Genomic DNA, 25,902 nt, shown 5'->3' on the forward strand with positions numbered 1-25,902 from the left:
ACTTAAAAGTTTTGATTCTTATAAAAAATAGGCGGGAGGAATATTCGTGTTAGATATCACTACTAGGAGGCAATACGATTACCCTTAGACCATATTCTAAAAAACTTTCCTTGTTAATTCCTTTGCCATTTTATCTTTGTTGAGCCTAGGCTATTTGTGTAATTTCTTAAATACTTGACCATTCTATTATAGACAGGGGTGAAACAATGAACGATGTAAGCTACTTACAGATAGCGAGTGAAACAGTTATTACTTTTTTTGTCCTTCTAGCTCTTACACGTCTTTTAGGAAAAAAACAATTAAGTCATTTAACTTTTTTTAACTATGTAACAGGAATAACAATAGGATCAATGGCTGCAAATATGGTTGTTCTTAGTACAAAAGATTACACAAAGGATTTACTCAGCCTAGTAATTTGGTGTTCACTTACTATAATAGTCAGTTATATAAGTCTTAAGTCTGGAAAAATTAGAGTGATCTTTGATGGTCAACCTACCATTATTATAAAACATGGAAAGATAGACAGAAAAGCATTAAAAAGAACAGGTGTTAATATCGATGACCTGACGATGTTGATTAGGCAATATCAAATCTTTTCAATAGCAGAAATAGATTTCGCCATTCTAGAACCAAATGGTAGACTTAGTATTCTCAAAAAACCTGAATATCAAGGAACACAAAAAAGCGACTTACAAATATATCCTTCGCCGCCGACTTATTTACCTATTGAAATAATTGCTGATGGAAAATTATTACCGAAAAATTTATTGGAGGTTGGTAAAAGTAGAGATTGGTTAGAAAACGAATTAAGCAGGGCAAATATAAAAGAGGTCAAAGAAGTGTTTTATGCTGAAATTCAATCTGATGGAAGTTTATTTATACAAAAATTCTAAACAAAAGTAACCAGGCGCTCAATTAAAAATGAGTATCTGGTCACTTTTTTGTTTTTATTGCTGTTTGTTAATGATACCTAAACGCTGAAGTATTTTAATGCTGCATGGATCGAAGGGTTAGGAATTCCTTCTCAATCTTCGTCCATTCCATATAAGAAACCTGCTAATAATTACTTAGCCATATAGATACAGCTTCCTCCATTTCGGAACGGGTGTTTTTTATTGTAAAGCGCAAAATATGTAGAAATATGAAAATAGTAATAGATATTCCTTCATTATCCATGTATATTTGTGGAGAAGGGAGATTGAAAAAAATGAAAAAATTTCTTATTTTACCACTTACATTGCTATTAAGTATTTTGTTAATAGCTTGTAATCAGGATGATGATAGTGGGAAGAAAACAGATGGTGCTGATAAAGCATCCGAAGAACCATTAAAAGTTGATAAAGGTCTTATAAATGTTGAAGTCACAATACCAGCTACATTATACAAGGGGCAAGACATAGATTCTATTATTTCTGAGGCGAAAAATAGTGGCATTAAGGAAGTTATTAAGAATGAAGACGGATCTTTAACTTATAAAATGTCTAAATCTGAGCACAAAAAGATGATGAAGGAATTAAAAGAAAGAATTGTAAAAAGTGTAGAAGAACTTAAAACAAGCGAAGATTTTGTTTCCATAAATGATGTAACTTATAATAAATCTTTTTCTGAGTTTACACTGACAGTAAATAAAGAAAAGTTTGAAGGTAGTTTCGATGCAATTGCATCTTTTGGACTAGCTTTAGCAGGCATGTACTACCAGCTATTTAACGGTGCAGACATTGAAGATTATAAAGTCACAGTAAATTTAAAAGATGAAACAAATGGAGAGATATTTGACACGATGGTTTATCCAGATTCCTTAAATGAAAATAACAATAAGTAAGTTGAAGAGCACCTATAATATAGGAGGGGTTTTCATGAAAAAATTAGCATTATTATTATGGGTGTCTATGTTATTGGTGGCTTGTGGTCAAAGCGATAAAAATAACAATTCAGATAGTAATCCAAAAGAATCTGTTGGAAAAAATGCAGAAGAAGAAGTATCTGAAAATGAAACAGAGGTAGAGGAAGTTCTGACGATTACTAAAGGAAACGCATTGATAGTTGATAATTACGCAGAAATCACTATTAACAACAATGTTTTCGGTAAACAAATTTCACCCCCAAATCCAAATTCTATGTATACATATTACAAAAATGAAGAGGAGGGTGAAGTGTACTTAGATACTATTATTTCGGTAAAAAGTTTACTAACAACAGGTCAATCATCTGATGAATTTTTAAATGTGAAAATTATTTATGATGGAAAATATGAATATACAACTTTCTCAACAATAGAAGATCGAGGTGGAGCGGATTTCACGTTTACCAATATTACATCGATCGAGCCTTTGAAAACGGGTACTCTACATTTTATAGCTTCTGTACCAGAACAAGTGGAGAAGGATGGGAAACCATTAAAAGCAATCATTACAGTAAAAGGGAAAAAGTATGAACAAATAATTAGGTAAATAGAAATTATACTGTTCTTTTTTATTTCAATAGCCAAGAGAGTAAAAGTACTCCTCACTTTTAGTAGAACAAGGTTTACTACAACCAAACTATTCAAAGCGAGGAGCACTATCTGTTGAAATTATTAGTAGTAATTTCCCCTTACCAAACAAATCCCACTGGCCAATATGGCATTTTATAAGACCGGAAATATCATGCCTTTCCGCCATTTTTTCCATTTTGTCCATTGTATAAGCATAGGTGTCTTCGTTTATTTTCTCGACCGACTCTGGAATACGGATATAGCCTGATAGCAATTCACCGATATGGTAAGCATGTTGAAAAACAGCTGCTTCTCCAGCAGGTTTGTAATGAGGTATAAAATGAGGCATAACGATGGTGTGATCCAAGTTCACATCTTGTAGGGCACCAAAGTTCATTGAAAAACCAACACCTGAATGATAAAAACCAACGACTTGAAAATCCATTACTTCAGAAATTAATTCCAAGGAAAATATTTCGCCAATTTTATAAATATCCTTATACGCATTCCCCAACACAACACTGATAGGTTTGTTGGGTGCCTCAAGCGAAAAATCAGACTTTAGAAGGTTTCTGCCTTCTTCAATACTATTATCGAAGTGATTAAAAGTGCCTTCACCTAATAAAATTGTTTTTAATGGGGTTGTCAACACTTCATTACCTTCCTGATCAAGTGAAACAACATTCAATGGGTTTGAAATAATTTTATCGTTGCCAGCGGCTTGATACTCTTCATATCCTTCCACAAAACTTGTTTCGCCTTCATAATGTCCTCTATAAACTAAGGGGTATTCATTCACAAGAATATAATCAAAAGCTGTTTTTATTTCGTTATACATAGCCTTTACTTCTTCAATTGGCACAGATTTGATGCCATCTGAAAGTTCTTCAAAAGCAAAAACGGTTTTATAGTACGGTTCAAATTCAGGTATATCGGAGACGTAATCAATATAATCCTCGTAATCATCAAATGACTCTGGCTTAGGTGTCGTCGTTTGTGATTTTTCTGGTTCAACTGTGTTGGTTTGAGGTTGTTGTACATCTGCTATACTTACATCATCTGTTGCGCTACAGGCAGTTAAAACGACGAGGAATAGAATTCCGACAATTGTATAAATAGGTCTTATCAAGCGTAGCAATAAGTTTTTTCTCTTCATTACCAATTATAGAAAATACGAGGTGTCGCATTTGGAACAAGGCCTGTAGCTAGATAAGAAGTTGCATTGGCTCTAATCCCACTATTCAAATGGTTATTACCAGTAGTGTTAAGTCGACCATTGGACCAAACTTCTGCACGTGCAGTAAATTGTGGCGCAGTGGCATCTACCCAGCCAGATGCAAAATGGTCACCGCCATGCCCATGTGAAGAATCCACATACAACCGAACATCACTACCTGTAACTTTATAAGAATTTCTAGAGATACTCATAGTGTTGTTGTCTCGTGACGCACTATCACTTCCACCGCCAGCGGACTTATCCATTACCAACACTTTCCCATCCATAGTAATTGATTCTGGCAATTCTGTGGCAAAGGCAGAAATGCTTGAAAAAATAATTCCAGAAACCACCATGATAGGGGTCATCTTGCTTATAAATTTTTTCTTTTTCATACGAATCATCCTTTCTTTTTTCACACTTTGACCTTTCACTTATAAAACCTAATCTGTAAAACCTACAAACTTTTAAAACTATAAAGCCTAAATGAATAATAATGTATATGGTAATATAAGTAAAGTTAATATAATAATGTAAATTTATTTATACACCTAACCTGAAGATTGGCAGGAGTTACGGAGGTTTTAGCAATGGCAGTCTGGAGATAAGATGGGGCGGTCAGTTTATCTAAGTGGATTAATAGGAGCCCGTGATAATTGCTAAGTATTTTATATATAGTTACACAAACTAACAACATATAAAGTATTGGCTAATGAACAACAAAAAGATCAGCTACTCAATTAATAGTGAGGCTGATCCTTTTATGTTGACGAATAGTTAAATTCATTTTAAAAAAATTTTTATGGTCCACAAATTGAGAAACAATTGTGCTCCTTGAAATTTTCATTCACCCAATAATCAATTTTATTGAAAAGTCGTAAGAATTGGATATCCGCTGTATTATTTAGTGAACATGCATTGAAAGCGATTTGATTCCATTGTTCTTGATTAACGCAGTTGGGACCAAAGTAATTGAAAGCAGGTAATACATCTTCTATAAATAAATGTAAAAAATCAAAGGCTTCTGTTGTTAGATAAATAGAAGTATCATGCCAATGTTTATTTTTAAAAGGACCTTGCATAAATTCAAAAACATCATGCCTTCCCTGTAAATTTTCTAAAGTATTTATTTTCAGTATATATTCCTCCAATGTAAGGTTAAGTTATTTTAGGGTAGAAAGTGAATTTAAAAGATTTGCATCTCTAAAAATTACTCTTTATGCCAATTTCTTTTCGTGTTGTTAAGGGATTTGTATTACTTACAAAAATAAATAAATGTCAATGTTGAGTCAAGATAATCTTATTGTTGAATTTTTATTTTTACTTATTCTAACATTACACGATTGTCCCGTTCATCCCTTAATTAAATGAAAAAGACCCGCTTAAGAATAGTGCTTAAGCGGTTTTTTTTTATAAAAAACAATCAGGTTTACGTTGGTATGAATCAGCAGATACACCCCATTTTATTGACAGTTAAGATGGAAATTAGAACACCTATTTTAGTTAACTAGGACACCTAAGTATAGAGGAGCGGTTTGTATGAAAAGAATGAATAACTGTAGATTTCTCGAGTTATAGTGTGTATGTAAATAAATGAAAGGAGAAAAGAAAAATGGAAAAAGAACGGAATGCAAATGAATTCGATTTAGAAGTAGAATTATTAGATTTGGATGAAGTGTCAGCGATTCCAGAAACAACAGCAAGCAGTGGCTCGACAAGCTGTTCGGCATCATCGACATGTGGCTCAACATCATGCTGCGGTTCTTGTTAAATCATTTAGAGGAATTGGTGTAAGTTTTTATTGTAGTAGCCAAATAATCACTATTTATAGGAGGAACTAAAGATGAAAAAAGAGATGAATACTCAAACAGTAAATGCAAAAGAATTTGATTTAGAAGTAGAATTATTAGATTTGGATGAAGTGTCAGCGATCCCAGAAACTACAGCTAGCAGTGGCTCAACAAGTTGTTCAGCATCATCAACATGCGGTTCAACATCATGCTGTGGTTCTTGTTAATAAATTGTTTGGAAGATGTAGAGTCGGTTTCGAAAATAGTATAAACAACTAATTACTATTTATGGGAGGAACTAAGGATGAAAAAAGAGATGCATACTCAGGAAGTAAATACAAATGAATTCGATTTAGAAGTGGAATTACTAGATTTAGACGAGGTGTCAGCAATTCCGGAAACAACAGCAAGCAGTGGCTCGACAAGCTGTTCAGCATCATCAACATGTGGCTCAACGTCATGCTGTGGTTCTTGTTAATGACTTGAAAAATAATGGAGCGGTTGAAACAAACTATTGTGACAACCGCCCGATTATCTTCTATCTAAGAGTTGTATTTGGAGAATCCAACAGGGTAAAAAAAATACATAAGGGTGTGTTGCAATGTATCAAACCTGTATTTATAACTATGACAGTTCATTAGAACAATCATTGCTATTACTTATTGATGATATGTGGAATACAAATCAATATTTTGTGTCAAAGGGGTGGGAGGGTGGACCTCATATTCAGTTAGTTACAAAAAATAAAATATCGCAATCTGAATATAAAACTCTGAAAAAGAGAGTGCACCAGCTAATCGAAGAGAGACCATTGGATAAATCCTATATGGATCAAGTGAAGAAAAAATATGAACAAAGTTCCCTATTGATTTCTAATTTGGAAAATAAGAAAAGTGAACGTGCAATTCGAGAACACGGAGAAATAGACATACATCCTTATTTTTTGCAATTTCATAATGAACGATTAACTAATTTATTTATGAACGAACGATTCAGACATTACCAATTGCTACTGGATACTAGAAAATATATAGAAGCGCAGAATATTAAGCTAGATGAGCTGTTTCCACTTATTTTTTCAAGAATTTCAGATGTCTATCATGAAAAAAATAATAATAAAGGTTACTTTTCATTTGTCTCGCATGTTCATGGCTTCTTTGAGCTTTCTGCCAAGCAAGAGAAACCCTACAACGAAAATTTATTTGAGACACTTTATGTAGAAAGGCAATTAGGTTTTGAAATTGCAGAGAAAGCACATTCTCAGCTAATTAATAGATGGTATAAATATTTTTCAGAGTTTTATGGATGTTGTTTAAGTCAGGTGGACGAATTATTAGACGATCATTATAAAGCTGAATTGGCTCGTACTATAGAGGAATTAGAAAAAAATTTTAAAAATGATTTTCATAGGAATTTTGTTGCCTATTCAAAGAAAAATAACTTTATGGAAAAACCTGAAGCAACGGCCTATAGATTTACAGTCAATCTGCTGTATTTACTATTACCTTACTTTAATATAAGTGCCTTGAAGAAGCAAAAGTATATTTATATGGCTTACAGAGTAGTGGAAAGTAAAAAAGGGATGACTTGGAGGGAGGAGTTAGGACTTGACTATAACAGTTACTCAAAATCCATTTAGTATTTATCGAGGAACCAATACCTCTGATTATTGGTACTTTGAAATGCGAGAAAAAGCGAAGGAAATTCAGTCTGCTAAAGACGAGATTGACAATGTTCATGAACAAATTGAAAGAGAGAAAGAAATTGTAGTCAGTCAAATTGAAGAAGAGTTCTCTCTACAAAAGGATCCTAAGCTATTGAATCTGAAACGGGATGTTCATAATTTACGTAGCATTCGTTTAAGAAAATACTCAGGGCCAATTTTGTTGAAGCAACTAGTAGACCTTTTAGATCAATTAGAGTTGTATCAAGAAGCACTGCATCGACGTTATGAGGAAGCCGTATTGAAATCGAGGGAGATTCTTCAAAGAGAAATAGCGGATGAACAACTGCAAAAGACCGTTTTATTTTTTAATCAAACTATTTATAAGAACATTGAAAAGTATTTATCCAAACCGGTACAAACACATAATAAAAAAGAAAAAAAGTTGGACAATTTTATTATCAACTTATTAATGCGCAGCTCTATGAAAACTAGTCCGTTTTCTTACCTTACCCAAACGGGCTCTTCTGGTAATCGATTTTTAATAAAAAAGAAGGCAAACATCGAATTAAATCATGCTCTACTTTTTAGAATATTTTTGGAAGCTATTCGTACCGACGAGGAATCATTAGAAAAAATCCCTGTCCATGTTTCTAAATTTGGGCAAAGGAATTCTAAGATTTTCTTTGTCACGCAAGAGAATGTTCCACAATCTAAGAAAATATATGAAACAAGAGATAAGCTGGTTGAAATGGGGATTGCGGAAGAAGTAATTCAATTTCTAAAGAAAAAACAAGGGCAAACTATATTTTATAAAGAATTTGCTCAATTTCTAAGGGAAAAAGAACTTTATTCGGGGCATGAGTTGGATGTATTTAAAAAACTTGTTTCCACAAAAATAGTAGTACAAAAAATTTCAGTAAATGCTAAAAGAAATCTTGTAAAAGAAATGATTTCCTTTTTAAACGAACATGGTATTTGCGAAGAGCTATCACGCCAGCTTCAATTAATGAATGAAATGCAAAAGGAGTTTGAGCAGGCAGATACAAATGGGCGGTTAGTTCTTTGGAGAAAGATTGAGGATATGATTAAAAGTTTGAGTGAAACCATTCCGAATTTTGGTACGGAAATTCTATATGAAGATATCTTGTTTGATGCTCAGAGCAATAAGAGCAGTCTCAAAGATATTGAAAATAAGTTTTCTAATCGTTTTTTTGAAGAAATTACGGCATTTTTACTGTTATTTGATGTGAATATTCGTGTGCAATACGAAGTGGCAGCGCTATATAAAAAATTATATGGCCATTCGGAAATCAGTTTGTCTGACAGCAATTTATTAAACAATGTATTCTTCGAAAAATTGAGATACTTCTTCCCTTATTTCCAGGACATGGATTACCGATATGATGAAGCGATTGCATCTGAAGTAAAGATTTTGGATGATCTTAGAGATGAATTTAAGGCATTCTTTTCTCAATACTTAGATGAAAATCAAGCTGGAGAAATTGACTTTCAGGAACTAATACAACCTTTTTCTAAAAAAATTCCTAAATATATTAAATACGGCAATGAATTTAGTATGACCTTTTTTTATCAGCTTTTTCAGGAGAAAGTAATTTTAAACGATATTTATGATGGTCAGGAGAAATTTTTATCTAGATTTAAAGACTTCTTCGAGGACTTAAATAGAGATACACAGTATCAAGAATATATAGGGAAAAATTATTATGACAAAAATTATTACGAAGTAACAGAGCTGTTTGGATTTAATGGCGGCATTCATGATAGAAATTATAGTCAAAAATTAAATCTGGAATTTGGATATCAGAGATTCCATGATGTTGGGCATCCTCATATATCAGATTTTTCGGTTAAATATGATGAGAAAAAGAAAAAATTGATAGTGCTTGACCATCAGAAGAATGAAGCGAGAGTAGCCTATAAATCATCATTAGTTCCAGTGTTTCTCCCGGGAGTTTTATCTGTATTGCTACTTTTGTTTCAAAGCGGAAGAATCAACTTTGATATAAATTACTTTTTGAAAAAAAGAAGTGATATGCCAAGAATTATTTTTGAAAATATTGTGATGTACAGAAAGAAATGGACTATCAAACACGAAGATTTAAAGCGTATCAGTAAAGAAGCCGCAGATGAAGTAGAGCTATATTCATGCATTAATAACTATTTTAAAGATCGGCATTTACCTGAAACTTTCTTTTTAAAGAAATATCGTATGGGTGAAGAAATTTCTGCGATGAAACCATTGTTTATTGATATTACAGTACCAATACTATTCAAACATTTTATGAATGAAATTACCAATGAAGAAAGTCAAGATCCTACGTTCTTTATCGAAGAGGTGTTACCTGAATTTAAGAATGACCTTAGGGAATATGTTGTGGAATATACGATTGACAATTAGGAGGGTGAACAATGCAGAATTTTAATGTAAAGGTAGAAAAACTAACAAAGAACTATGGAAAAAAAGCTGTTCTGAAAGGAATAGATTTTATTGCTGAAAAAGGTGAAATTATTGGTGTTATTGGAAAAAATGGTGCTGGGAAATCGACATTCTTAGAAATTTTAATGACCATTAAGGACTTCAATGATGGGAAGGTTGTTGTCTTTGGTAATAATTTAAAGGAAATTGATCAAGCCCAGCTCGGAAAAATTAAAAGCAATATATCCGCGGTTCTGCAACCTACACAGTTTTATAAAAAATTAAAAGTAAAAGAATTACTAGATCTTTTTAGATCCTATTATGGTAGCAAAGTAGATCTGAATGAAATTATTGAAGAGTTTGAATTGCAGGAGCATCTCAATACATTCTTTGATAATTTATCTGGGGGCTGGAAGCAAAAGGTTAGCCTAGCAATTGCTTTTTCTTCTAAACCGCGTTTGATTATTTTGGATGAACCGACTACTGGCCTGGATCCTCATATGCGAAATATATTATGGGAAAGCATCACAGGATATATTAAAAAAAATGATAGTACAGTGATTTTATCGACGCATTATATGGACGAAATCGAACTCTATTGTGATAAAGTTCTTTTCATTAATGACGGTGTAACCGAAGTATTTGATACGCCAGAAAATATACTAAAATCCGGTCATAAATCTATTAATAGCTTCTATCTTGATAAAATTGCCAAATAAGGGGGAGTAAATATGTTATTAACACAAATTAAATATGACTTAAAAATGTTCTTTAGAGAGTTATTTTATTTAGTCTTCACGGTTGTTGTACCGCCTGTCACATATATTTTAATGGGACAAATGTTTAGTAATGCAACCTATAGCGGAGGGATGAACTATGTTCAAATGTATACACCTTCGTTTATTGTCCTGATTAGTTTTTCAGTCGTATTTTTTGCCTTTGGTTTTGATCAGGTAATGAATCGTGCAGCTGGAATTGAAAAAAGACTTTTCATTACGCCCATCACTGATAAAATTCTTCTCATGTCCAGCATTGCTAAGTCATTCATTATTGCTACTGCAGGATTTTTCTTAATAACTTTAATCGGCTTACTTGTTTATGATTTGCAGCTTTCCATTGTTAATTTCTTGGTTTCATATTTAAGCTTATTACTCATTAATGCGGTGATGCTGGTTTATTCTCACGCAATTTATTCAAACTTTAAGGAAGTTAAAACAGCACTTATTTTGTCTATTGTGTTATTCCAAATTGTTATGTTCACTGGTGGCTTCTCTGTTCCAGTGGAGAGTCTCCCGAATTTTGTAAAGTATGTATCTTATGTGAATCCGTTCTATCATTTAAATAATATTTATATTTCAATTTGGAATGAGACATTTGAATTCAATCAAGATATGTTGATTTCAATCGGGTACACGTCAGCTCTTCTGATTATTTCATTAGTTGTCATTAAGTTCAACAATAAGAAGGAGTGAGTAATATGCTAATAAAGGCTCGAAGAAATATTCGTTATCATTATAATGAACCAGACTTATTTATATATGGGCCAAACGAACTAATAAAATTAAAACTAAGTGTTTCAGAATATGAAGATATCACTTCCTTGATTAGTAATGCCTATCAGGGAAGTGAAGAAACAGCACTTTTTGAAGAGTTTAGCCGCTACACAAAACTTATTCAATTTCTTATAAAAAAACATGTTTTTTATTTAATTGATCCGAAGGTCTATGATCTTCACAAAAGCAGCCTCTATTTACCATGGGTAGAAGAGCAATGTCTATCAGTAGAAAAAGGTTTGAGAGACATTGAGAAAATTTATGTAAAAATTCCCACATCCTATTTTGGTGCAATTTGTCTCAGTGAATTATTGGCAGAAAATCATATTCAACATGAAATTGTAGAAGTTGAGAATATAGAAGTTTTTGCAGACGGGAAAACCGTTGTAAATTATTATATTGGGAAAAAAGAAGAGAGAATATGGATTACCACAAGAAAGCATACAAATTTTGAGTCCGTATCCGCTGAGGATATTTCAGAGAAACTTCTTGCAGGCTTCCTTTATTATGGCGTCATTATATCTATTGTTGCGGAAAGTGCCCCGGTATTCAATATTAATTCTCTTATGGAAGTTGAGAGGAAATTGGCGTTTGACGGAATTAAAAAGGTGGATTATCAAATTTCAGGACGAGCGCCTCAAGATGCTATCAAGAATTATAATTCACTTGAAAATTTTGTGAAAAAATATGATTCAAAGATAGTATCTTTTAATAAAAATAAAGAGTATTTTACTTACAACCAATCACCGTTGCAGATTATTACCGTGCAAACAGAAGACAAAGAAAATTATTACTTTGCAGATATTTCTTATGAAAGACTCGCACAGTTTCTCTCAGAGGCAGCATTTATCGAAATATTAAAAAATAGCTATTCAAAAGATCTTCTATTGAAGCAACAGGAAAAAGTTATTTATAGTACCCAACATAATAAAGCAGGGAAACTGTCCAGATTATATCTGAATGAGCTGGAAGAATCAGAGCTTATTATTAATTTAATGAATCAAGAAAAGCTATCTACTCATTTCTACCTTCAGGCATGTATTAGTGGGGGGTATTACTTGTATGCTGTAAATCATAATTCAGAAGCATTCATTTTTCAGCTACCCGTAAGAACAGCAGCCCAGTTGATAACAGTTTTACTGACTTGGATTAGTATGCATATGAATGATGTATCCATTAAAGAATCATTCTTCCAATCCATAGACGTAAATGAGCTCCACTTAAAAGAAGGCAGCTCTTTCAATTGGGACATATCTCATCAACAAAATCTAGTAAGTGGACAGCAGACAACTGTGGGGAAAATTCTCAATGATCATGGTTTTGAATATGAACTTTTGGAGGTGGAGTGATGACCATACTAACAAACGTTGCTACGATTATTACAAACCAAAAGTATATTTTTGTACATTCATCCAAGAATGATTCATTCTTTTGCCTAAACTGCTTTAAGGAGCGAACAAAAGAACTGAAAAGCTACCAACAATATTTTGGTTGGCAAGAAGATGAGCCTAGCCACTTAGAAGCAGAAATAATTGCTACTCTCTTGCAAAAGCTTCAAACAAGTAATGAACCGTACCTCTATGAAATAAATCGAGATACATTGGAAATTCAAGCGAAAGCAACTTTCAAGCGAGGAGATTGTCACTGTAATGAAGATACTGCTCCACATAAACTTCAGGAATTGGATACGATGTTCGATGCAAAGGATAATCGGCAATTGAGCTTTGAACAGGTAAGAGAGAAGATTGAAAGAAACAAAAAACTAATCTATGCGCATCCATCGTCGATCGTGAATGCATTGGCTCGTTCTGGAGATTCTTATGGTACACCAATGGTTCAGACAGAAGTATTGTACAAGGGGATTTCAATGCTTTCCTATGGTCGGACAGGGACGTATGAGAAGTCAAAATATATTTCTATTTTGGAATCGTTAGAGCGCTATGCTACAGCGTTTCCTTATAAAAAGCAAAAAAGGTCAATGCGAGAAAAGGATTCAGAAGTGATCGACCTAACGCTAAGTGAAGTAATGGCGCAATGCAATTATGGCAATCCAGAAAATTATTCAGAAGATCAGCCACTGAATTATGAGAAAGTTTGGGCATTGCATAGTGAAAAAGATGTTTTAATTCCCGAGCAGCTAATTTATTATAACTCTCATGTTGTTTCTGACGAAAAAAGATTTATTTATGAAAGTTCTAATGGCAGTGCTCTCGGTTCAACAGAAGCAGAAGCTAGCCTTCATGCGATGCTAGAACTGATAGAACGAGATGCCTTTTTAGCTACTTGGTATGGACAAATTCCACCTGTCAGAATTGATGAATCAAGCATTCATTCTAAAAAAATCCAAGCTTATTTGGAATCCCTAAAGCAAAAAAATATTCGTGTACATTTGTTTGATATATCTATGGAAGTGAAAATTCCAACTATCTGGGTCCTATTAGAAAAAAAGGAGCCTAGGGAAAATGAAATGGCCTTTTACACAGCTGCGGCAGCTTCCTTTGATTTGGAAGAGTCAATAGAACGAGCATTAATTGAAGCTACAACAGCGATTACTGTATTTACAAATGTATTTAATAACGAGGATTATCAGACAAGAAAGAGACAATTATTGATGAATCCTCAATCGGTTCACAAGTTGGAAGACCACTTGCTGCTTTACTCAAATAAGGAGATGAAGTATGCATTTTCGTTTGCATTAAATACAGAGATGGTGTCTTCCTATGAGCAATTGGAAACAGGATATACAGCATATCAAGGGAAATTTTCCGAGGTTGTTCGAACGCTTGAGAAGCAATTGGTCGATATTTCTGGTAAAGCGTATCGGGCTACGATGGAAAACCCGAATTTATTTTCTGCAGGATTTGTTAATGTGAAATATGTAGTGCCTGGCATGCTGACAATGACTTTTGGGCATCAAAATAGACGAGTTGTCAGTCAGCGAATTGAAAAGGCTATTCAATATAAGAAGAAAGGGAAGCTAGATAAAAACTGGATAGAGAAAACACCACATCCATTTCCATAATTGAACGGGAGGGAATAAGGATGATTGATCAACAATATTTAGATCGATTCGGAGAGAATCGTTATAAGCAAACATTGTCTGTTGCACAAGTGGATGATGAACCGCTATTTAAAAATCATTTAGATGTGATTGACATGAAATTTTTGAAGGAGCTTGGTAAAAGTGATGGCTGGAGTTCCATTATTTACGATCTCTATTATTATTTAGAAATGATTCAGCGGATAGATTTTTTCAGCAAATACTATTTCCATTCTTTTTCTCCAAAGGCTAGAAATATAGATAGTCTCAAATTGGTATTCGTTCATAAAACGCATATGTTTGTATACAAAGCATTAACAGACAAAATTTATGTATATAACCAAGAGTATTTTAAAGGGTTGAATGCTGAAAGAGATTATCTAGTAATCGTAAATGACAATCGTCAGCTCCAAAAATTCTATGGTGAATTTTCTTTGATGCTAGGTTTATTGAATACGGGTCATTATCTTTATAATCTTGACTATGTTTTAAAGGGCCATCGAATTCGTCACCGAAAACTAACAACAGCTTCACTTGAAAAGGCTCGTGATTTTGTAACAATTCCGCTTGTACTGGAAATAGCTTTAGACCAAGAATATCATTTGAGTACAGTAGATATAAAAGAGCAACCGGAAACCGAATTTTTCAGGAGAAGAGTATCGGAGCAAAATATTAAAGGCGATTCAGTAGTAAAAAAGTTAATGTTAGCTACTACACATCATCAATTCCTAAAGGAATTCCTAGTAGCAGCACAGGACTATCCTGAAATAGGTTTGTGGACCTTTATAGATAATATTGCTGATCTCAAAAGTGGATTTTATCGGATTGGAGAAACATGTGAATTTATTCAACCGAAAGAAAAACTTATGTATAAGAAGATGTTGCAAGAATATCAAGATTTCACTAATTTGGAAGGCATGTATTATTGGATATTTTTTACCTTTGAGAAAACAAGACAAGATTATGATGACATATTTTTAAGGATTGGTCATTTTGCACAACATTTATCTATTATTGCTGCGAAGTATGGAATGGCTGCTCGAGGGATTAAAAATTACAATGACAAAATAATAAAAGAGAAATTCAATTTAGAGAACAATGTACAGCTTGGCTACTCATTAAATCTTTTTAAGAGCTGGAATACAAGTCACAGTATATTTTTAAAATAAAGGAGAGCCTTATGTGGATATCTAAACATTTATTCATTCATGATTATGTGTTAATTGAAGAGTTTTTAAAAGAGTATTTGTTGCCATTTTTAGATAGAGAAAAGGTTCGATATTTTTTCATTCGTTATTGGGATGGTGGTCCCCACATCCGTTTGAGATACCAAACTGCACAAGATATAGCAGAGAAAGTTGATAAAGATTTGGAGCAAATATTAGAGAGCTTTCACCAAAAACATAAGAGCCATTCATTTCAAGCTATTTCCTATGATGAGGCGATTGTTCAGACAGAAGGTATTGTACCAACTGCTCCATATCCGAATTTTTCAATTCAGACGATTGAGTATGTACCAGAGCTAAACCGTTATGGGGGAGAGACAGCAATGGCGCTATCCGAAGAACTATTTGTCCACTCGTCAAAATTTGCTGGACAAATAATTCAAAACCTTAATCGAACTCAGCGTTATGTGTTAGCGATTGATCTCATGTACAACTGTACAAAAATTGCTCAAGAATTAGGGTATATCGAGAAGCATGAGACAATGTTTCATGCATATCGTGAAATATGGACGCAATTTTCTCAGAATAAGACCCCGGAGCATATATTCAAAGTGATTAACAACAGAATTGATCAATTGAAAAATGGCGAGCTTGCAATTGAATTCTATCAACCATATCTTAAGGTGTTCAAATCTTTGCTTGCTCAAATAAAGTTATGTCAAACAACAATGGAGCCAAAGTACGCCTTTTATATTGTCATTTCTCATCTCCATATGTTGAATAATCGATTAGGAGTATCTCCGGAATATGAATTCATTTTTTCAGATGCTTTTCTTAAAGCTGGATGATTTCTTAAAAAGGAGGACATTAATTTGTGGAATTTTAAAGGTGAGCGGAATATAGAGAAAAAATTCATGGATTATCATATGATGTCAATCAATGAACCTGAATTTACCAATACTCAAGTATATGCTCATAGACCGAGGGAATTACAGGCAAATGGACATTATCCGTTAATAGATTTAGAGTATACGATAGACGAAAATAATATATTTGAAAAAATTTTAGGGACAAGATATACGGCAAGGGAACCATTCAAAGCGAATGTCAAAGTCAATAAAAAGTTAATGGCGCAATTTACTCAATTGGCTATGATTGGTGGTGAAAAAGAAAATCGTACATACCCTTCTGGGGGGGCACAGTACTATGTTAACATTTATTTTTTATTCAATGAGCAATTGGTTGACATGGATTTGATAGAGCAGGGAAATATTATGCTACTGAATAGTGATACTCAAAAGCTATTAGTTAAACAGTACGTGTCGTGGGATGAAATTAGTAAAGCGTTTATCCAAAAGTATTTGGCTAATACCGCTCAGTTTGCTGTTGCTTTGAGCTGTGATATGTCTGGAATCTCTGGAAAGTATACAGATATCTCCTATAAACTAGTTCAACAGGAGGCTGGACATATTGGACAAAATATCCAATTAGTAGCGAATTACCTTGGATTGGAAAGTGTTCCCCTGGGTGGTTTTTATGATATTGAGCTATCAAAACTTTTGAGTGATCATCAAACATCCTTGTATGCATTTCTGATAGGATAGAAAGGAGCTGAGGTAGAATATGTATTGCTTAAAATTAAAATATCAAGTAAAAAAAATGAACGATTTCTTTATGATTCAGGATTGTATAACATTAGAAACAGTCATGGCCTTTAAAGTCAAAGATATTGAGTTTAATAAATTAAAAGAGATTATCTATCATGGAATAGATGAAACAACAGACTCTTCGGAGAATAAGCTTGGAAAACAGCTTTTGGAAAAGGACCCTACATTGTTTATCTCCTATGAAAAACAAAAATCCAGAGATCTTTTGAATCTAGTTAGGAGCTATACAGAATTTTTTACACCTTATTTCATTTCCACGGAAGCAATTGTTGAATACTTGATTTTTGCAGAAAAAATTATTGATACAGGGAAAATCTTTAACATTCAAGTCATGTTAGAAGATAAATTCCCAAATGTTCAAGAGTTTCTGGAAAAATCGCCGTTTGTACAAACTGTCTATGATGATAAGCCTCAGGACAATATTGATCTCCTAATTGGAACACAAAAGAAAATCGCAGAAATGAATCCAGTGGAGTCTTTTTCAAAGTATGTACTGGCATTGAGTTGTCAGGAAAAAAGTTTGGAGATTGGTCCATTAATTAATACAACAAAGTTCGAAATCCCAAAATTTTCAATAGAAGGCGAGCAGAATGCAGCCATAATGCATCATGAAGAGTTATTGATATGTTTCTTCCTAGAAAGAATTCTATTTATTCAGTTATTTAATTTGTATAATAAAATGCGGCAAAATGAATTTTTCCCAACAAGAAACAAAGTCTGTATCAATCGTATGAATCTTCAAGGATACAGTGAAGCGGTTACGCTTTATCCCAAATATTTTGTAGAGTTTGTCGTATGATAAATTTCATGATTGTAAGGAAAATACTCGTAACTGTGTATTTTCCTCTTTTTTTTTTGCATATAAGTAATCAGAGTAGTAAGTTACTAAACATTTGAAAAAATGCTAGATAACAAAGCTATACTTTTATTGTAAAGACAAACAAGGAGGGGGAAAAATGGAAATACTGCTAAAAGGATTTAGGGAAGACGTGTTGGCAGAATATATGGTTAGGAAATTAAAAGCAAGACAAGATTTAACCAGAATTCAAGAACTGAAGTGTAAATTGGGTATTGAAGTCTGCCTCATTAATCTCGGGAAGGCCATTCCTGTTTATTTAACTGCATTTCTACTTCATTCAGTTTGGCTAACATTTATCTTTCACAGTGCTTATTTATTAGTACGGCTCTATGCTAGAGGTATTCATGCTAAAAAAAGCAGTACCTGCACGTTGATAAGCATTTTCCTTTTTGGAATACTACCGATCATCATACGAGATATTTCAATTTCAGAATCGATTTTCTGGATTGGCATTCTAGCTGTATATATCTGTCTTTATAAATATGCCCCTCAAGATACAGAAAAGAACCGTGTTAATGATAAAGCGTTGAGAGTAAAACTGAGAAATAGAGCCATTATTGGCTATTCGATTTGTGTAGCAGTAATGATTAGTACAAGCTCAGAAATAGTAATCAATCAAGTATTTTTTGGAAGTCTACTAGCTGTATTTTGTATTCTTCCGTTGACATATAAATTATTGAAAAAATAAGGGAGGAAGAAGAAAATGAAAAAAATCCAACATATGTTTGCAGAAGGTCTAACAAAGCTGTTTGTTGTAGTAGGAGGGTTGAGTGTTCATAATTTCTGTGTATTGTATTCCTTTGAACCAACAATTCCAGAAGAATTGAAGAAGTAATTTATGTGTGAAATGATAGATTTTCACTAAAAATTCTAAATTTTGCTAATTCCATTATCTATAGTATAATATTCATAATAGATGACTAAAGAGAGATGAGGATTAGTGAGTGATTCTATTAGCTATTGTTCAAGTTGCCATTCAGTGTATTTTAGTAGCTTTTGTCATAGGTAAACCTTTTTTTCGAAAGGAAACTATTTTTGCAGTCATATTGTTTAGTCTAATAATGGGTTGGCTATATCCATACCTGGATATTTTTGGTTCGCTCTTAATATTTGCGTTTGTTCTTGGTATGTTTAAGTATACATATCTAAAGTGGATACCTGCACTGTACTACGCATCAACAATAATGATTGGTATGATCCTCATTGATCATATAACTACTTTCATTTTGGGAAAAGTTTTAGATATTGATACAATCTCCTCAGAAACAAACGAACTCATTTTTTCAGCGGTATTACTTCATCAATTTATTACCCTCATCATTGGTATTATATTTATAAAGTTTTGGAAAAAAATCACTTTTAGAATTTTTGAAAAGGATGCAGAAGATAGGATTACAAAACGTATTTTAGCTTTCTTGGGTCTTTTTACGTATACAATTTATTTTACAATGATTGTTTATGTACGATTAACAGGAAATCAAAAAACGCTAGTATTGATGAATACGCTATACTTATTTATCTATTTCGTCATTTTTGCTGTTAGCTTGTCGTTCCTAGTATACACCTTCAGAAAGCAGTTAGAGATGAGGGAGAAGGAAATTGAGCTGAACAGTATACAAATGTACACGGAACAGCTAGAAAAAAACTATTATGAAATGCGAACTTTTCGCCATGATTACATCAATATCCTATCTTCTATGTCCGAATATATTAATAATCGTGATATGGATGCTTTAGAAAGCTATTTTAATGACAATATTATGCGTGTCAGTCAAGAGATTCGTGATAATGATTTTAAAATGAGGGGTTTGTCTGAAATTAAAATTCCAGAAGTAAAAGGTTTGGTTTCCTCCAAACTGATTACAGCACAAGAAAAGGGGATAGATGTGGTTTTTGAATGCCCTAACGAAATACATTATTTGAATATGGATAGTGTACTGTTGTGTCGCTGTATTGGAATTATTTTAGACAATGCCATTGAAGCAGCAGAAGAGATAGAGAAGGGTATGATACGAGTGGGGTTTGTAGAGCTCGAACAATCCGTGTCCTTTGTAGTTTGGAATACGTTTAGAGATACCGGTCATAAGCTTTTTCAATATTTCGAAGAAGGTTTCTCGACAAAAGGAGAAAATCGCGGATTGGGGCTGAACAGTCTGAAGAAGATGGTTGATCAAGAAAATATGACACAGTTGGATACAGTAATAGAGGATGGTTTTTTTAAACAGGAAATTGTAATTTTAAAGTGAGGGATTGAGATGATTGATGTTTTTATCTGCGAAGATCAAAAGGAACAAAGAGAAAGAATAGCCAGATATGTGTCAAATTATATAATGATTGAAAATATGGATATGCAGCTGGTACTAACAACCGCAGATCCAGAAGAGATATTACACTATATTAATGAGAGTCAACGATCTGGTTTATATTTTCTTGATATCGACCTAAATCATGAGATGAATGGTATCACACTTGGCGCAGAAATCAGAAAAATTGATCCTATAGGTGATATTGTTTTTATCACAACACACTCAGAGCTTACTTATTTAAATTTCATTTATAAAGTAGCAGCGATGGATTTTATTATTAAGGATGATGTTGATTCTATACAGAGTAAAATTATAAGCTGTTTGAAGGTGACGAATGAAAGAAGGCAAGTGACGAACAAGGCATCCAATAAAAAATTCGTTCAAAGAATTGCTGATAAAATTATTAGTGTTAACTTTGATGAAATTATGTTTTTTGAGTCCTCTCCATTACATAAAGTTGTTTTACATTTGGATAATCGTCAAGTGGAGTTTTATGGGAAACTGAAAGACGTAGAAAAAGAGTATGAAGGTTTCATACGTTGCCATAATTCTTTTGTAGTTAATATCGACAATATTCAGGAAGTGGATTTTAAGAGGAAAGAAATATTAATGAAAAATGGAGAAATTTGTTATGGGTCAGCACGAATGATAAAGGCTGTACAGAAAAAATTAGAAATCAATGTTTTCGAATAAAGGTTGTTTGGCCCTCTCTTAATGTAAAATAGATGAACTTAAAGAAATTAAAAAAGATACAGTTATTATTTAAAATATCCGGTAAATGATAGTTAAAAAAACTAACATTTACTGGATATTTTTATGACAACATTTGTGTTAATTAGTAATGATTATACGAATTGTCTATTGTGATACCTAACAACTTGACATAAGTCTAAATGGGGAGTACTATACATTGGTCGCGAAAAAAGCTATCGTGACCTAACATTATTTTAAATGCAACGTTAATACTTATAATCTCTAAGTTAATATACATCAAGATTCAATTCAATAAGTAAAAGGTAGGTGCAAGAAATGAGAAATCTAATAAGTAAAAAAGACGACCTATTGAACAACTTTTTTGGAATATATGTAGTAGCTGTTTTAATGTTATGGATTAAAACATATATCTCGCAACAAACACAATTTGACTTAGGCGTAGAAGGAGTTATTCAACAATTTCTTTTACTATTAAATCCACTAGGCTCAGCAATGCTATTTCTAGGATTTTCATTTATCTTTAGAGGAAAACGAAAATATACATCACTCGTTGTAGTGTACATGCTGATGTCAATCCTTTTGTATGCTAATATTGTTTATTACCGATTTTTTAGTGATTTCATTACATTACCTACACTTTCTCAAACGCAGAACTTTGGTGATTTAGGTGGTAGTGTTCTTTCTTTATTAAAACCATATGATATCTTATTCTTTGTAGATGTATTCGTAATGTTTTATCTACGCTTCTCAAAAAGAATTCAAAAAGATACTACACGCTTTGGATATAAAAAAGCGATGACGGTCATTACATGTGCTTTAGCTATTTCAATCCTTAATTTAGGGCTAGCTGAGGCTAATCGTCCGCAGCTATTAACAAGAGGTTTTGATAGAAACTATATTGTGAAATATTTAGGGATGTATAACTATACGATTTATGATTCAGTCGAAACGATGAAAGCATCCTCACAAAGAGCTTTGGCGGATAGTAGTGATATTACAGAAGTGATTAACTATACTAAATCTAACTATGCAAAGCCAAATGCAAACTATTTTGGTAAAGCAAAAGGAATGAACGTTATTTATTTACATTTAGAATCATTCCAGAACTTTCTTATCGACTATAAATTAAACGGTGAAGAAGTTACACCATTTTTAAATTCATTAGCAAAAGATCAAAATACATTGTATTTTGATAATTTTTTCCATCAAACTGGGCAGGGTAAAACATCCGATGCAGAATTTATGCTAGAAAACTCTTTATTTGGGCTACCACAAGGTTCTGCTTATATTACAAAAGCACAAAATACGTACCAGGCAGCTCCTAGCATTTTAAAAGATTATGGTTATACATCGGCTGTATTCCATGGTAATAACGGAAGCTTCTGGAACAGAAATGTGATTTATAAATCCTTTGGCTTTGATAAATTCTATGATGCTAGTTATTATAATACGGGCACTTCAGGTGACATGGCTGAATATGGGTTATTGGATAAACCGTTCTTTGAACAATCGCAAAGTCTTTTAAGTTCTTTACCACAACCGTTTTATACAAAATTAATTACGGTTGGGAATCACTATCCATATAAAATGAATCAAGACCTAGTAACAATCGATAAAGCAAATACTGGAGATGCAAGTGTTGATAATTATTTCCAAACTGCTCGTTATGCAGATGAAGCAATCAAACAAGTTTTCCAACAATTAAAAGAATCTGGTTTATACGATCATTCGATGATTGTTCTTTATGGCGACCATTATGGTATTTCAGATAATCATAACGCTGCAATGAGCCAAGTAATTGGAAAAGATATTACACCATATGAAAGTGCTAATTTACAACGCGTTCCATTATTCATACATGTTCCAGGTATGGAGGGTGGAGCTAACCATACGTATGGTGGGCAAACAGACCTCCTTCCAACGCTATTACATTTACTTGGAATTGATTCGCAACAATTTGTTCAATTTGGCTCTGACCTATTGTCAGAAGAGCATCATGAAATTGTGCCTTTTAGAAATGGCGATTTTGTCAGCCCTAAAATCTATTCAATCAATGAAAAATTTTATGATAATGAAACAGGTTTACCACTAGATGATAGTCAATTAGAGTCTGCGAGAACAATTAAGAATGAAGTAGATCTTAAATTGCAACTATCTGATAAAGTCGTGAATGGTGACTTATTGAGATTTTATAAGCCAACAGGCTATACGCCAGTTGATCCTTCCCAATTTAATTACTCCAAAGAAGACGATGTAGAATCGCATTAATAGTTATCCTTTGCTAGGCAGGTTAAGAAAATGAGTAAGGTATCTAGGAGAGTATATAAAGTACTCTAATGATATCTTACCGTTAGCTTGACCTGTTTTTTTATGTTTGGTGATTCAACACTAAGCAAACTATATCAGTTAAACCTTATAGCCATTACGGTTGTAAGGCTTTTTTTTGCAGAAAGGGGGCTGCAATTTTAATGAAACTAACGAGTATCAGCAGTAATAACCTAAAAAAATTCTGAGAAAATGGAGGGAAACTATCCATAAAGGAAGAAGTAGTAGAGGGCTATTATATTTTTTTTTAGAGGGGGATTATTTTGCAATTATTGTTTAAATATAATTGGATGGTAAGAGAAGATTGGTTCCGTTGGTGTGAAGAGTTGAGTGTAGAAGAACTTTTAGAAAATCGAACAGGTGGTATGGGAAATATACTACATACACTCTTCCATATAGTGGATGTAGAGTGGAGTTGGATACGCGTTTTACAAGGTAAAGAGGATTTTCAGGAGAATTTTGATGACTATAAAAGCCTTGAGAAAGTTCGAAAATTAACAGCTGAATTTCATTTAGAAGTAGAAAGTTTTGTAAACAAATGGGATGCTAGTATGGAAGAGCGTTTACTTCATCTTCCATTAGAGGATGGAACAATTGAAACGCATACATGGGGTGAAATCATTCGTCATACCATTGCACATGAAATTCACCATATAGGACAATTATCAATTTGGTCTAGGGAAATTGGGAGAAAGCCAGTTTCTGCAAACCTAATTAGACGAGGTCTTTCTTCAGCATTTGTGGATTCAGTAGATGCACTCCAAGCAGACTCAAAATAAAAAGTCACTCAGTTGAGTGACAATTTCAAGATAATCTTTGAATGGATGAATTTCTAACAAAGAAAAGCAGACGAACCTCGCTCATTTGGGTGAGGTTTTTATAGAGTTTCGAACTTTTTTACAGAATGGCTTAGGCCAAAATCATCCATCAAATGTCTATCTTTTCATCTTACGAATATATGCTAATTGTCCAATATGGTAGGCATTATGTGTTGTGGCATTGGAAATGATAGCCCACCATTCCGCCTTCACTGGGTAACCATTTACAACAGATAGAAGTTGCTCCTCCTCAAGAAGCTCCTGCCACTGAAGTAGCGTTTTTAATAATTTATCCTTTAGCTCCAAAAAAGTCACCTTATCTCTCAATAGAAAAGTATCATGATTGCTTTGGACTTGTGGACTAGCTTGAACATGATTTTCAATGTATCTGATTTGCCAAGTTTCATTCCAATAAATGAGATGTTGGACAATTTCAGCAATACTATGACTGGTATTATCGGGTTTCCAAAATGCTTCTTCCTCAGATAGTCCTTCAACTGCCTCATGAAATGAAATATACCAGCTACGATCATTTGCATTTGCTAGAAGTTGGTCCAATAAAATGGTCTTAGCATCCATCATTCACATTCCATCTCCTTCCTATCATGCTTCTTACTAGTTTATCATTTTAATGAATGGCAAGGAAATTGTGCCAGATGAAATATGTAAATACGAGCTAAATTTGTACAAAACATTCTTTATTATCGTGAGCGCATTGATATAATAAAAAATGCACCTGTCGCACAGCTTGAAATGGGATTGGAGGAATCAGATGAAGAAAGAGCAAATTATAGCAAAAGCTATTTGTATATTTAGGAAAGAAGATGCAATACTTGTTTCTGAAGGCTTTGATGAAGTAAAGGAGACATTTTATTATCGACCAATTGGTGGGAAAATTGAATATGGTGAGACGAGTTCAAAGGCAATAAGGCGAGAAATATTGGAGGAAATCGAGGCGAGTATTACTAACCTAAAGCATGTAGGTACAATTGAAAATATATTTACATATCATGGTGATAATGGACATGAAGTAGTGTTTGTTTATGAAGCAGATTTTATTGAAATGTCCTTTTATGAAAATGCTTCTTTTTTTGGGGAAGAAGATAATGGCACACGCTTCAAATTGCTTTGGAAGCCCATTAGTGACTTCTCAAATAATAAATTAGTATTAGTTCCAAATGGATTATTTGAATTGCTCTAGCTATACATAATGACTTGTAAAATCTAATGTAATGATCTTATGATGGCTAAGTTTAGTGAGGTGAGGATATGAGTAAAACAAGACTTTTTGTGATGTTCGTCTTATTTGCTTTTGTAGCCTTATTTGTAGCAGGTGTTTATTCTCTTAATAATGTACAAGTTGAAAGCACCTATCTTCTTGACGAACAAAACATTATGGAAAAAAATGGTCAATACTATTTGTTAATTGATGACCGAGAGTTGACTTTATCAAAGAAGTTTTACGAAAAAATACAATTAGAAAAGTACAATGAATATAAAATTAATTATGTATATAATCGTTTGGTCAATAATGATGGTGAAATCGTGAAGCTTAAAAGATATGGTGAACAGCCATGGGGGAAATAACGAAACACTTTGAATGTTCAACATTAATTTTACAGGGTAAGGAATTCACGGATATTCAAATACATCTGCAATTAATCTACCTATACCTCTAAGCAACCAAAATACTAATCTGAATGGGACTAGAAAGAGCTCTGGTAACCAAAAAAGCACATCAAGTAATAATTCAAATAGGGAGTAATTATTATTTACTTTCCTTTTTGTCGTTTTTCTTTTCTTACTTTGCCACCATTCCTTCATCAAACAACCTCGTTTTCTAAAAATAGTCGAATTTAAATAAATTTACGT

Annotated in this window: 28 protein-coding genes; 24 read left to right on the forward strand and 4 right to left on the reverse strand. The window is 33.2% G+C overall.

The features are described 5' to 3' along the window. Positions 1-206: 206 nt before the first annotated feature. The 3 genes from ACOZBY_RS06180 (at position 207) to ACOZBY_RS06190 (ending at position 2,450) form a co-directional block, all read left to right on the forward strand. A complete protein-coding gene (locus tag ACOZBY_RS06180; RefSeq protein WP_012295540.1) occupies positions 207-893 on the forward strand; it encodes a DUF421 domain-containing protein in 687 nt (228 codons plus the stop codon). 314 nt (positions 894-1,207) lie between these two features. Continuing rightward, positions 1,208-1,822: a hypothetical protein gene (locus ACOZBY_RS06185; RefSeq protein ID WP_031419351.1), complete on the forward strand. Its 615-nt coding sequence runs from the start codon at positions 1,208-1,210 to the stop codon at positions 1,820-1,822. Positions 1,823-1,856: 34 nt separating this feature from the next. Further along, a complete protein-coding gene (locus tag ACOZBY_RS06190; RefSeq protein ID WP_422761794.1) occupies positions 1,857-2,450 on the forward strand; it encodes a hypothetical protein in 594 nt (197 codons plus the stop codon). 90 nt (positions 2,451-2,540) lie between these two features. Here the strand turns inward: ACOZBY_RS06190 and ACOZBY_RS06195 are convergent, their stop codons facing one another. Next, positions 2,541-3,611: a hypothetical protein gene (locus ACOZBY_RS06195; RefSeq protein ID WP_422761795.1), complete on the reverse strand. Its 1,071-nt coding sequence runs from the start codon at positions 3,609-3,611 to the stop codon at positions 2,541-2,543. Between the two features lie 17 nt (positions 3,612-3,628). Then, positions 3,629-4,108 (reverse strand): hypothetical protein, encoded by a 480-nt coding sequence (locus ACOZBY_RS06200; RefSeq protein WP_422761797.1) that lies wholly within the window; start codon positions 4,106-4,108, stop codon positions 3,629-3,631. A 1,193-nt stretch (positions 4,109-5,301) separates the two neighbouring features. Between ACOZBY_RS06200 and ACOZBY_RS06205 the strand changes: the two genes are divergently transcribed. The 19 genes from ACOZBY_RS06205 to ACOZBY_RS06295 all read left to right on the forward strand — a co-directional run bounded on the left by ACOZBY_RS06205 (position 5,302) and on the right by ACOZBY_RS06295 (position 23,991). Next, a complete protein-coding gene (locus ACOZBY_RS06205) occupies positions 5,302-5,460 on the forward strand; it encodes a thiazolylpeptide-type bacteriocin (RefSeq protein WP_080695225.1) in 159 nt (52 codons plus the stop codon). Between the two features lie 72 nt (positions 5,461-5,532). After that, entirely contained in the window at positions 5,533-5,706 is a 174-nt protein-coding gene (locus ACOZBY_RS06210) for a thiazolylpeptide-type bacteriocin (RefSeq protein WP_012295531.1), read from the forward strand. A gap of 77 nt (positions 5,707-5,783) precedes the next feature. Further along, the gene (locus tag ACOZBY_RS06215) at positions 5,784-5,957 is read left to right on the forward strand and encodes a thiazolylpeptide-type bacteriocin (protein WP_012295530.1); all 174 of its coding nucleotides are present in this window, start codon (positions 5,784-5,786) and stop codon (positions 5,955-5,957) included. A 348-nt stretch (positions 5,958-6,305) separates the two neighbouring features. Next, positions 6,306-7,118, forward strand: coding sequence for a hypothetical protein (locus ACOZBY_RS06220; protein WP_422761800.1), 813 nt, complete (start codon positions 6,306-6,308; stop codon positions 7,116-7,118). After that, entirely contained in the window at positions 7,087-9,564 is a 2,478-nt protein-coding gene (locus ACOZBY_RS06225; protein WP_422761802.1) for a lanthionine biosynthesis protein, read from the forward strand. The genes ACOZBY_RS06220 and ACOZBY_RS06225 overlap by 32 nt, the downstream gene beginning before the upstream one ends. An 11-nt stretch (positions 9,565-9,575) precedes the next feature. Continuing rightward, positions 9,576-10,301, forward strand: coding sequence for an ABC transporter ATP-binding protein (locus tag ACOZBY_RS06230; protein ID WP_012295527.1), 726 nt, complete (start codon positions 9,576-9,578; stop codon positions 10,299-10,301). 12 nt (positions 10,302-10,313) lie between these two features. Then, entirely contained in the window at positions 10,314-11,054 is a 741-nt protein-coding gene (locus tag ACOZBY_RS06235) for an ABC transporter permease (protein WP_012295526.1), read from the forward strand. 5 nt (positions 11,055-11,059) lie between these two features. Beyond that, on the forward strand, positions 11,060-12,484 hold the full coding sequence (locus tag ACOZBY_RS06240) for a hypothetical protein (RefSeq protein WP_207890090.1): 1,425 nt from the start codon (positions 11,060-11,062) through the stop codon (positions 12,482-12,484). After that, positions 12,484-14,157 (forward strand): YcaO-like family protein, encoded by a 1,674-nt coding sequence (locus ACOZBY_RS06245; RefSeq protein WP_012295524.1) that lies wholly within the window; start codon positions 12,484-12,486, stop codon positions 14,155-14,157. Before ACOZBY_RS06240 ends, ACOZBY_RS06245 begins: the two co-directional genes overlap by 1 nt. A 20-nt stretch (positions 14,158-14,177) precedes the next feature. After that, the gene (locus ACOZBY_RS06250; protein ID WP_200990578.1) at positions 14,178-15,344 is read left to right on the forward strand and encodes a hypothetical protein; all 1,167 of its coding nucleotides are present in this window, start codon (positions 14,178-14,180) and stop codon (positions 15,342-15,344) included. A gap of 11 nt (positions 15,345-15,355) precedes the next feature. Beyond that, entirely contained in the window at positions 15,356-16,189 is an 834-nt protein-coding gene (locus ACOZBY_RS06255) for a thiopeptide-type bacteriocin biosynthesis protein (protein ID WP_207889337.1), read from the forward strand. Between the two features lie 24 nt (positions 16,190-16,213). Then, on the forward strand, positions 16,214-16,945 hold the full coding sequence (locus ACOZBY_RS06260) for a SagB/ThcOx family dehydrogenase (RefSeq protein WP_227256817.1): 732 nt from the start codon (positions 16,214-16,216) through the stop codon (positions 16,943-16,945). 19 nt (positions 16,946-16,964) lie between these two features. Next, positions 16,965-17,807, forward strand: a complete 843-nt coding sequence (locus ACOZBY_RS06265; protein ID WP_422761806.1) for an ABC transporter permease — start codon at positions 16,965-16,967, stop codon at positions 17,805-17,807. A 157-nt stretch (positions 17,808-17,964) separates the two neighbouring features. After that, positions 17,965-18,555 carry an accessory gene regulator AgrB gene (locus ACOZBY_RS06270; RefSeq protein ID WP_012295519.1) on the forward strand — a complete coding sequence of 197 codons (591 nt, stop codon included), beginning with the start codon at positions 17,965-17,967 and terminating at the stop codon, positions 18,553-18,555. 15 nt (positions 18,556-18,570) lie between these two features. Continuing rightward, positions 18,571-18,702, forward strand: coding sequence for a cyclic lactone autoinducer peptide (locus ACOZBY_RS06275; protein ID WP_012295518.1), 132 nt, complete (start codon positions 18,571-18,573; stop codon positions 18,700-18,702). Between the two features lie 109 nt (positions 18,703-18,811). Further along, on the forward strand, positions 18,812-20,113 hold the full coding sequence (locus tag ACOZBY_RS06280; RefSeq protein WP_036162271.1) for a sensor histidine kinase: 1,302 nt from the start codon (positions 18,812-18,814) through the stop codon (positions 20,111-20,113). A 9-nt stretch (positions 20,114-20,122) separates the two neighbouring features. Continuing rightward, on the forward strand, positions 20,123-20,866 hold the full coding sequence (locus ACOZBY_RS06285; protein ID WP_281487003.1) for a LytR/AlgR family response regulator transcription factor: 744 nt from the start codon (positions 20,123-20,125) through the stop codon (positions 20,864-20,866). Between the two features lie 336 nt (positions 20,867-21,202). Then, on the forward strand, positions 21,203-23,155 hold the full coding sequence (locus ACOZBY_RS06290) for an LTA synthase family protein (RefSeq protein WP_031419336.1): 1,953 nt from the start codon (positions 21,203-21,205) through the stop codon (positions 23,153-23,155). Between the two features lie 320 nt (positions 23,156-23,475). Then, positions 23,476-23,991 carry a DinB family protein gene (locus ACOZBY_RS06295; RefSeq protein ID WP_422761809.1) on the forward strand — a complete coding sequence of 172 codons (516 nt, stop codon included), beginning with the start codon at positions 23,476-23,478 and terminating at the stop codon, positions 23,989-23,991. 156 nt (positions 23,992-24,147) lie between these two features. On the opposite strand, the gene ACOZBY_RS06300 is transcribed toward ACOZBY_RS06295, so the two are convergent. Beyond that, positions 24,148-24,612, reverse strand: coding sequence for a DinB family protein (locus ACOZBY_RS06300; RefSeq protein ID WP_012295513.1), 465 nt, complete (start codon positions 24,610-24,612; stop codon positions 24,148-24,150). Between the two features lie 190 nt (positions 24,613-24,802). Here ACOZBY_RS06300 and ACOZBY_RS06305 point away from each other — a divergent pair, with 190 nt between their 5' ends. Then, a complete protein-coding gene (locus tag ACOZBY_RS06305; RefSeq protein ID WP_197225100.1) occupies positions 24,803-25,231 on the forward strand; it encodes an NUDIX hydrolase in 429 nt (142 codons plus the stop codon). Positions 25,232-25,299: 68 nt separating this feature from the next. Next, on the forward strand, positions 25,300-25,617 hold the full coding sequence (locus ACOZBY_RS06310) for a hypothetical protein (protein WP_012295511.1): 318 nt from the start codon (positions 25,300-25,302) through the stop codon (positions 25,615-25,617). A 45-nt stretch (positions 25,618-25,662) separates the two neighbouring features. Here ACOZBY_RS06310 and ACOZBY_RS06315 read toward each other — a convergent pair whose 3' ends face one another. Continuing rightward, a complete protein-coding gene (locus ACOZBY_RS06315) occupies positions 25,663-25,854 on the reverse strand; it encodes a hypothetical protein (protein ID WP_031419331.1) in 192 nt (63 codons plus the stop codon). Between the last annotated feature and the right edge of the window lie 48 nt (positions 25,855-25,902).

The organism is Lysinibacillus sp. NPDC056220 (assembly GCF_049315265.1).
In the GTDB taxonomy this organism is placed as follows: domain Bacteria; phylum Bacillota; class Bacilli; order Bacillales_A; family Planococcaceae; genus Lysinibacillus; species Lysinibacillus pinottii.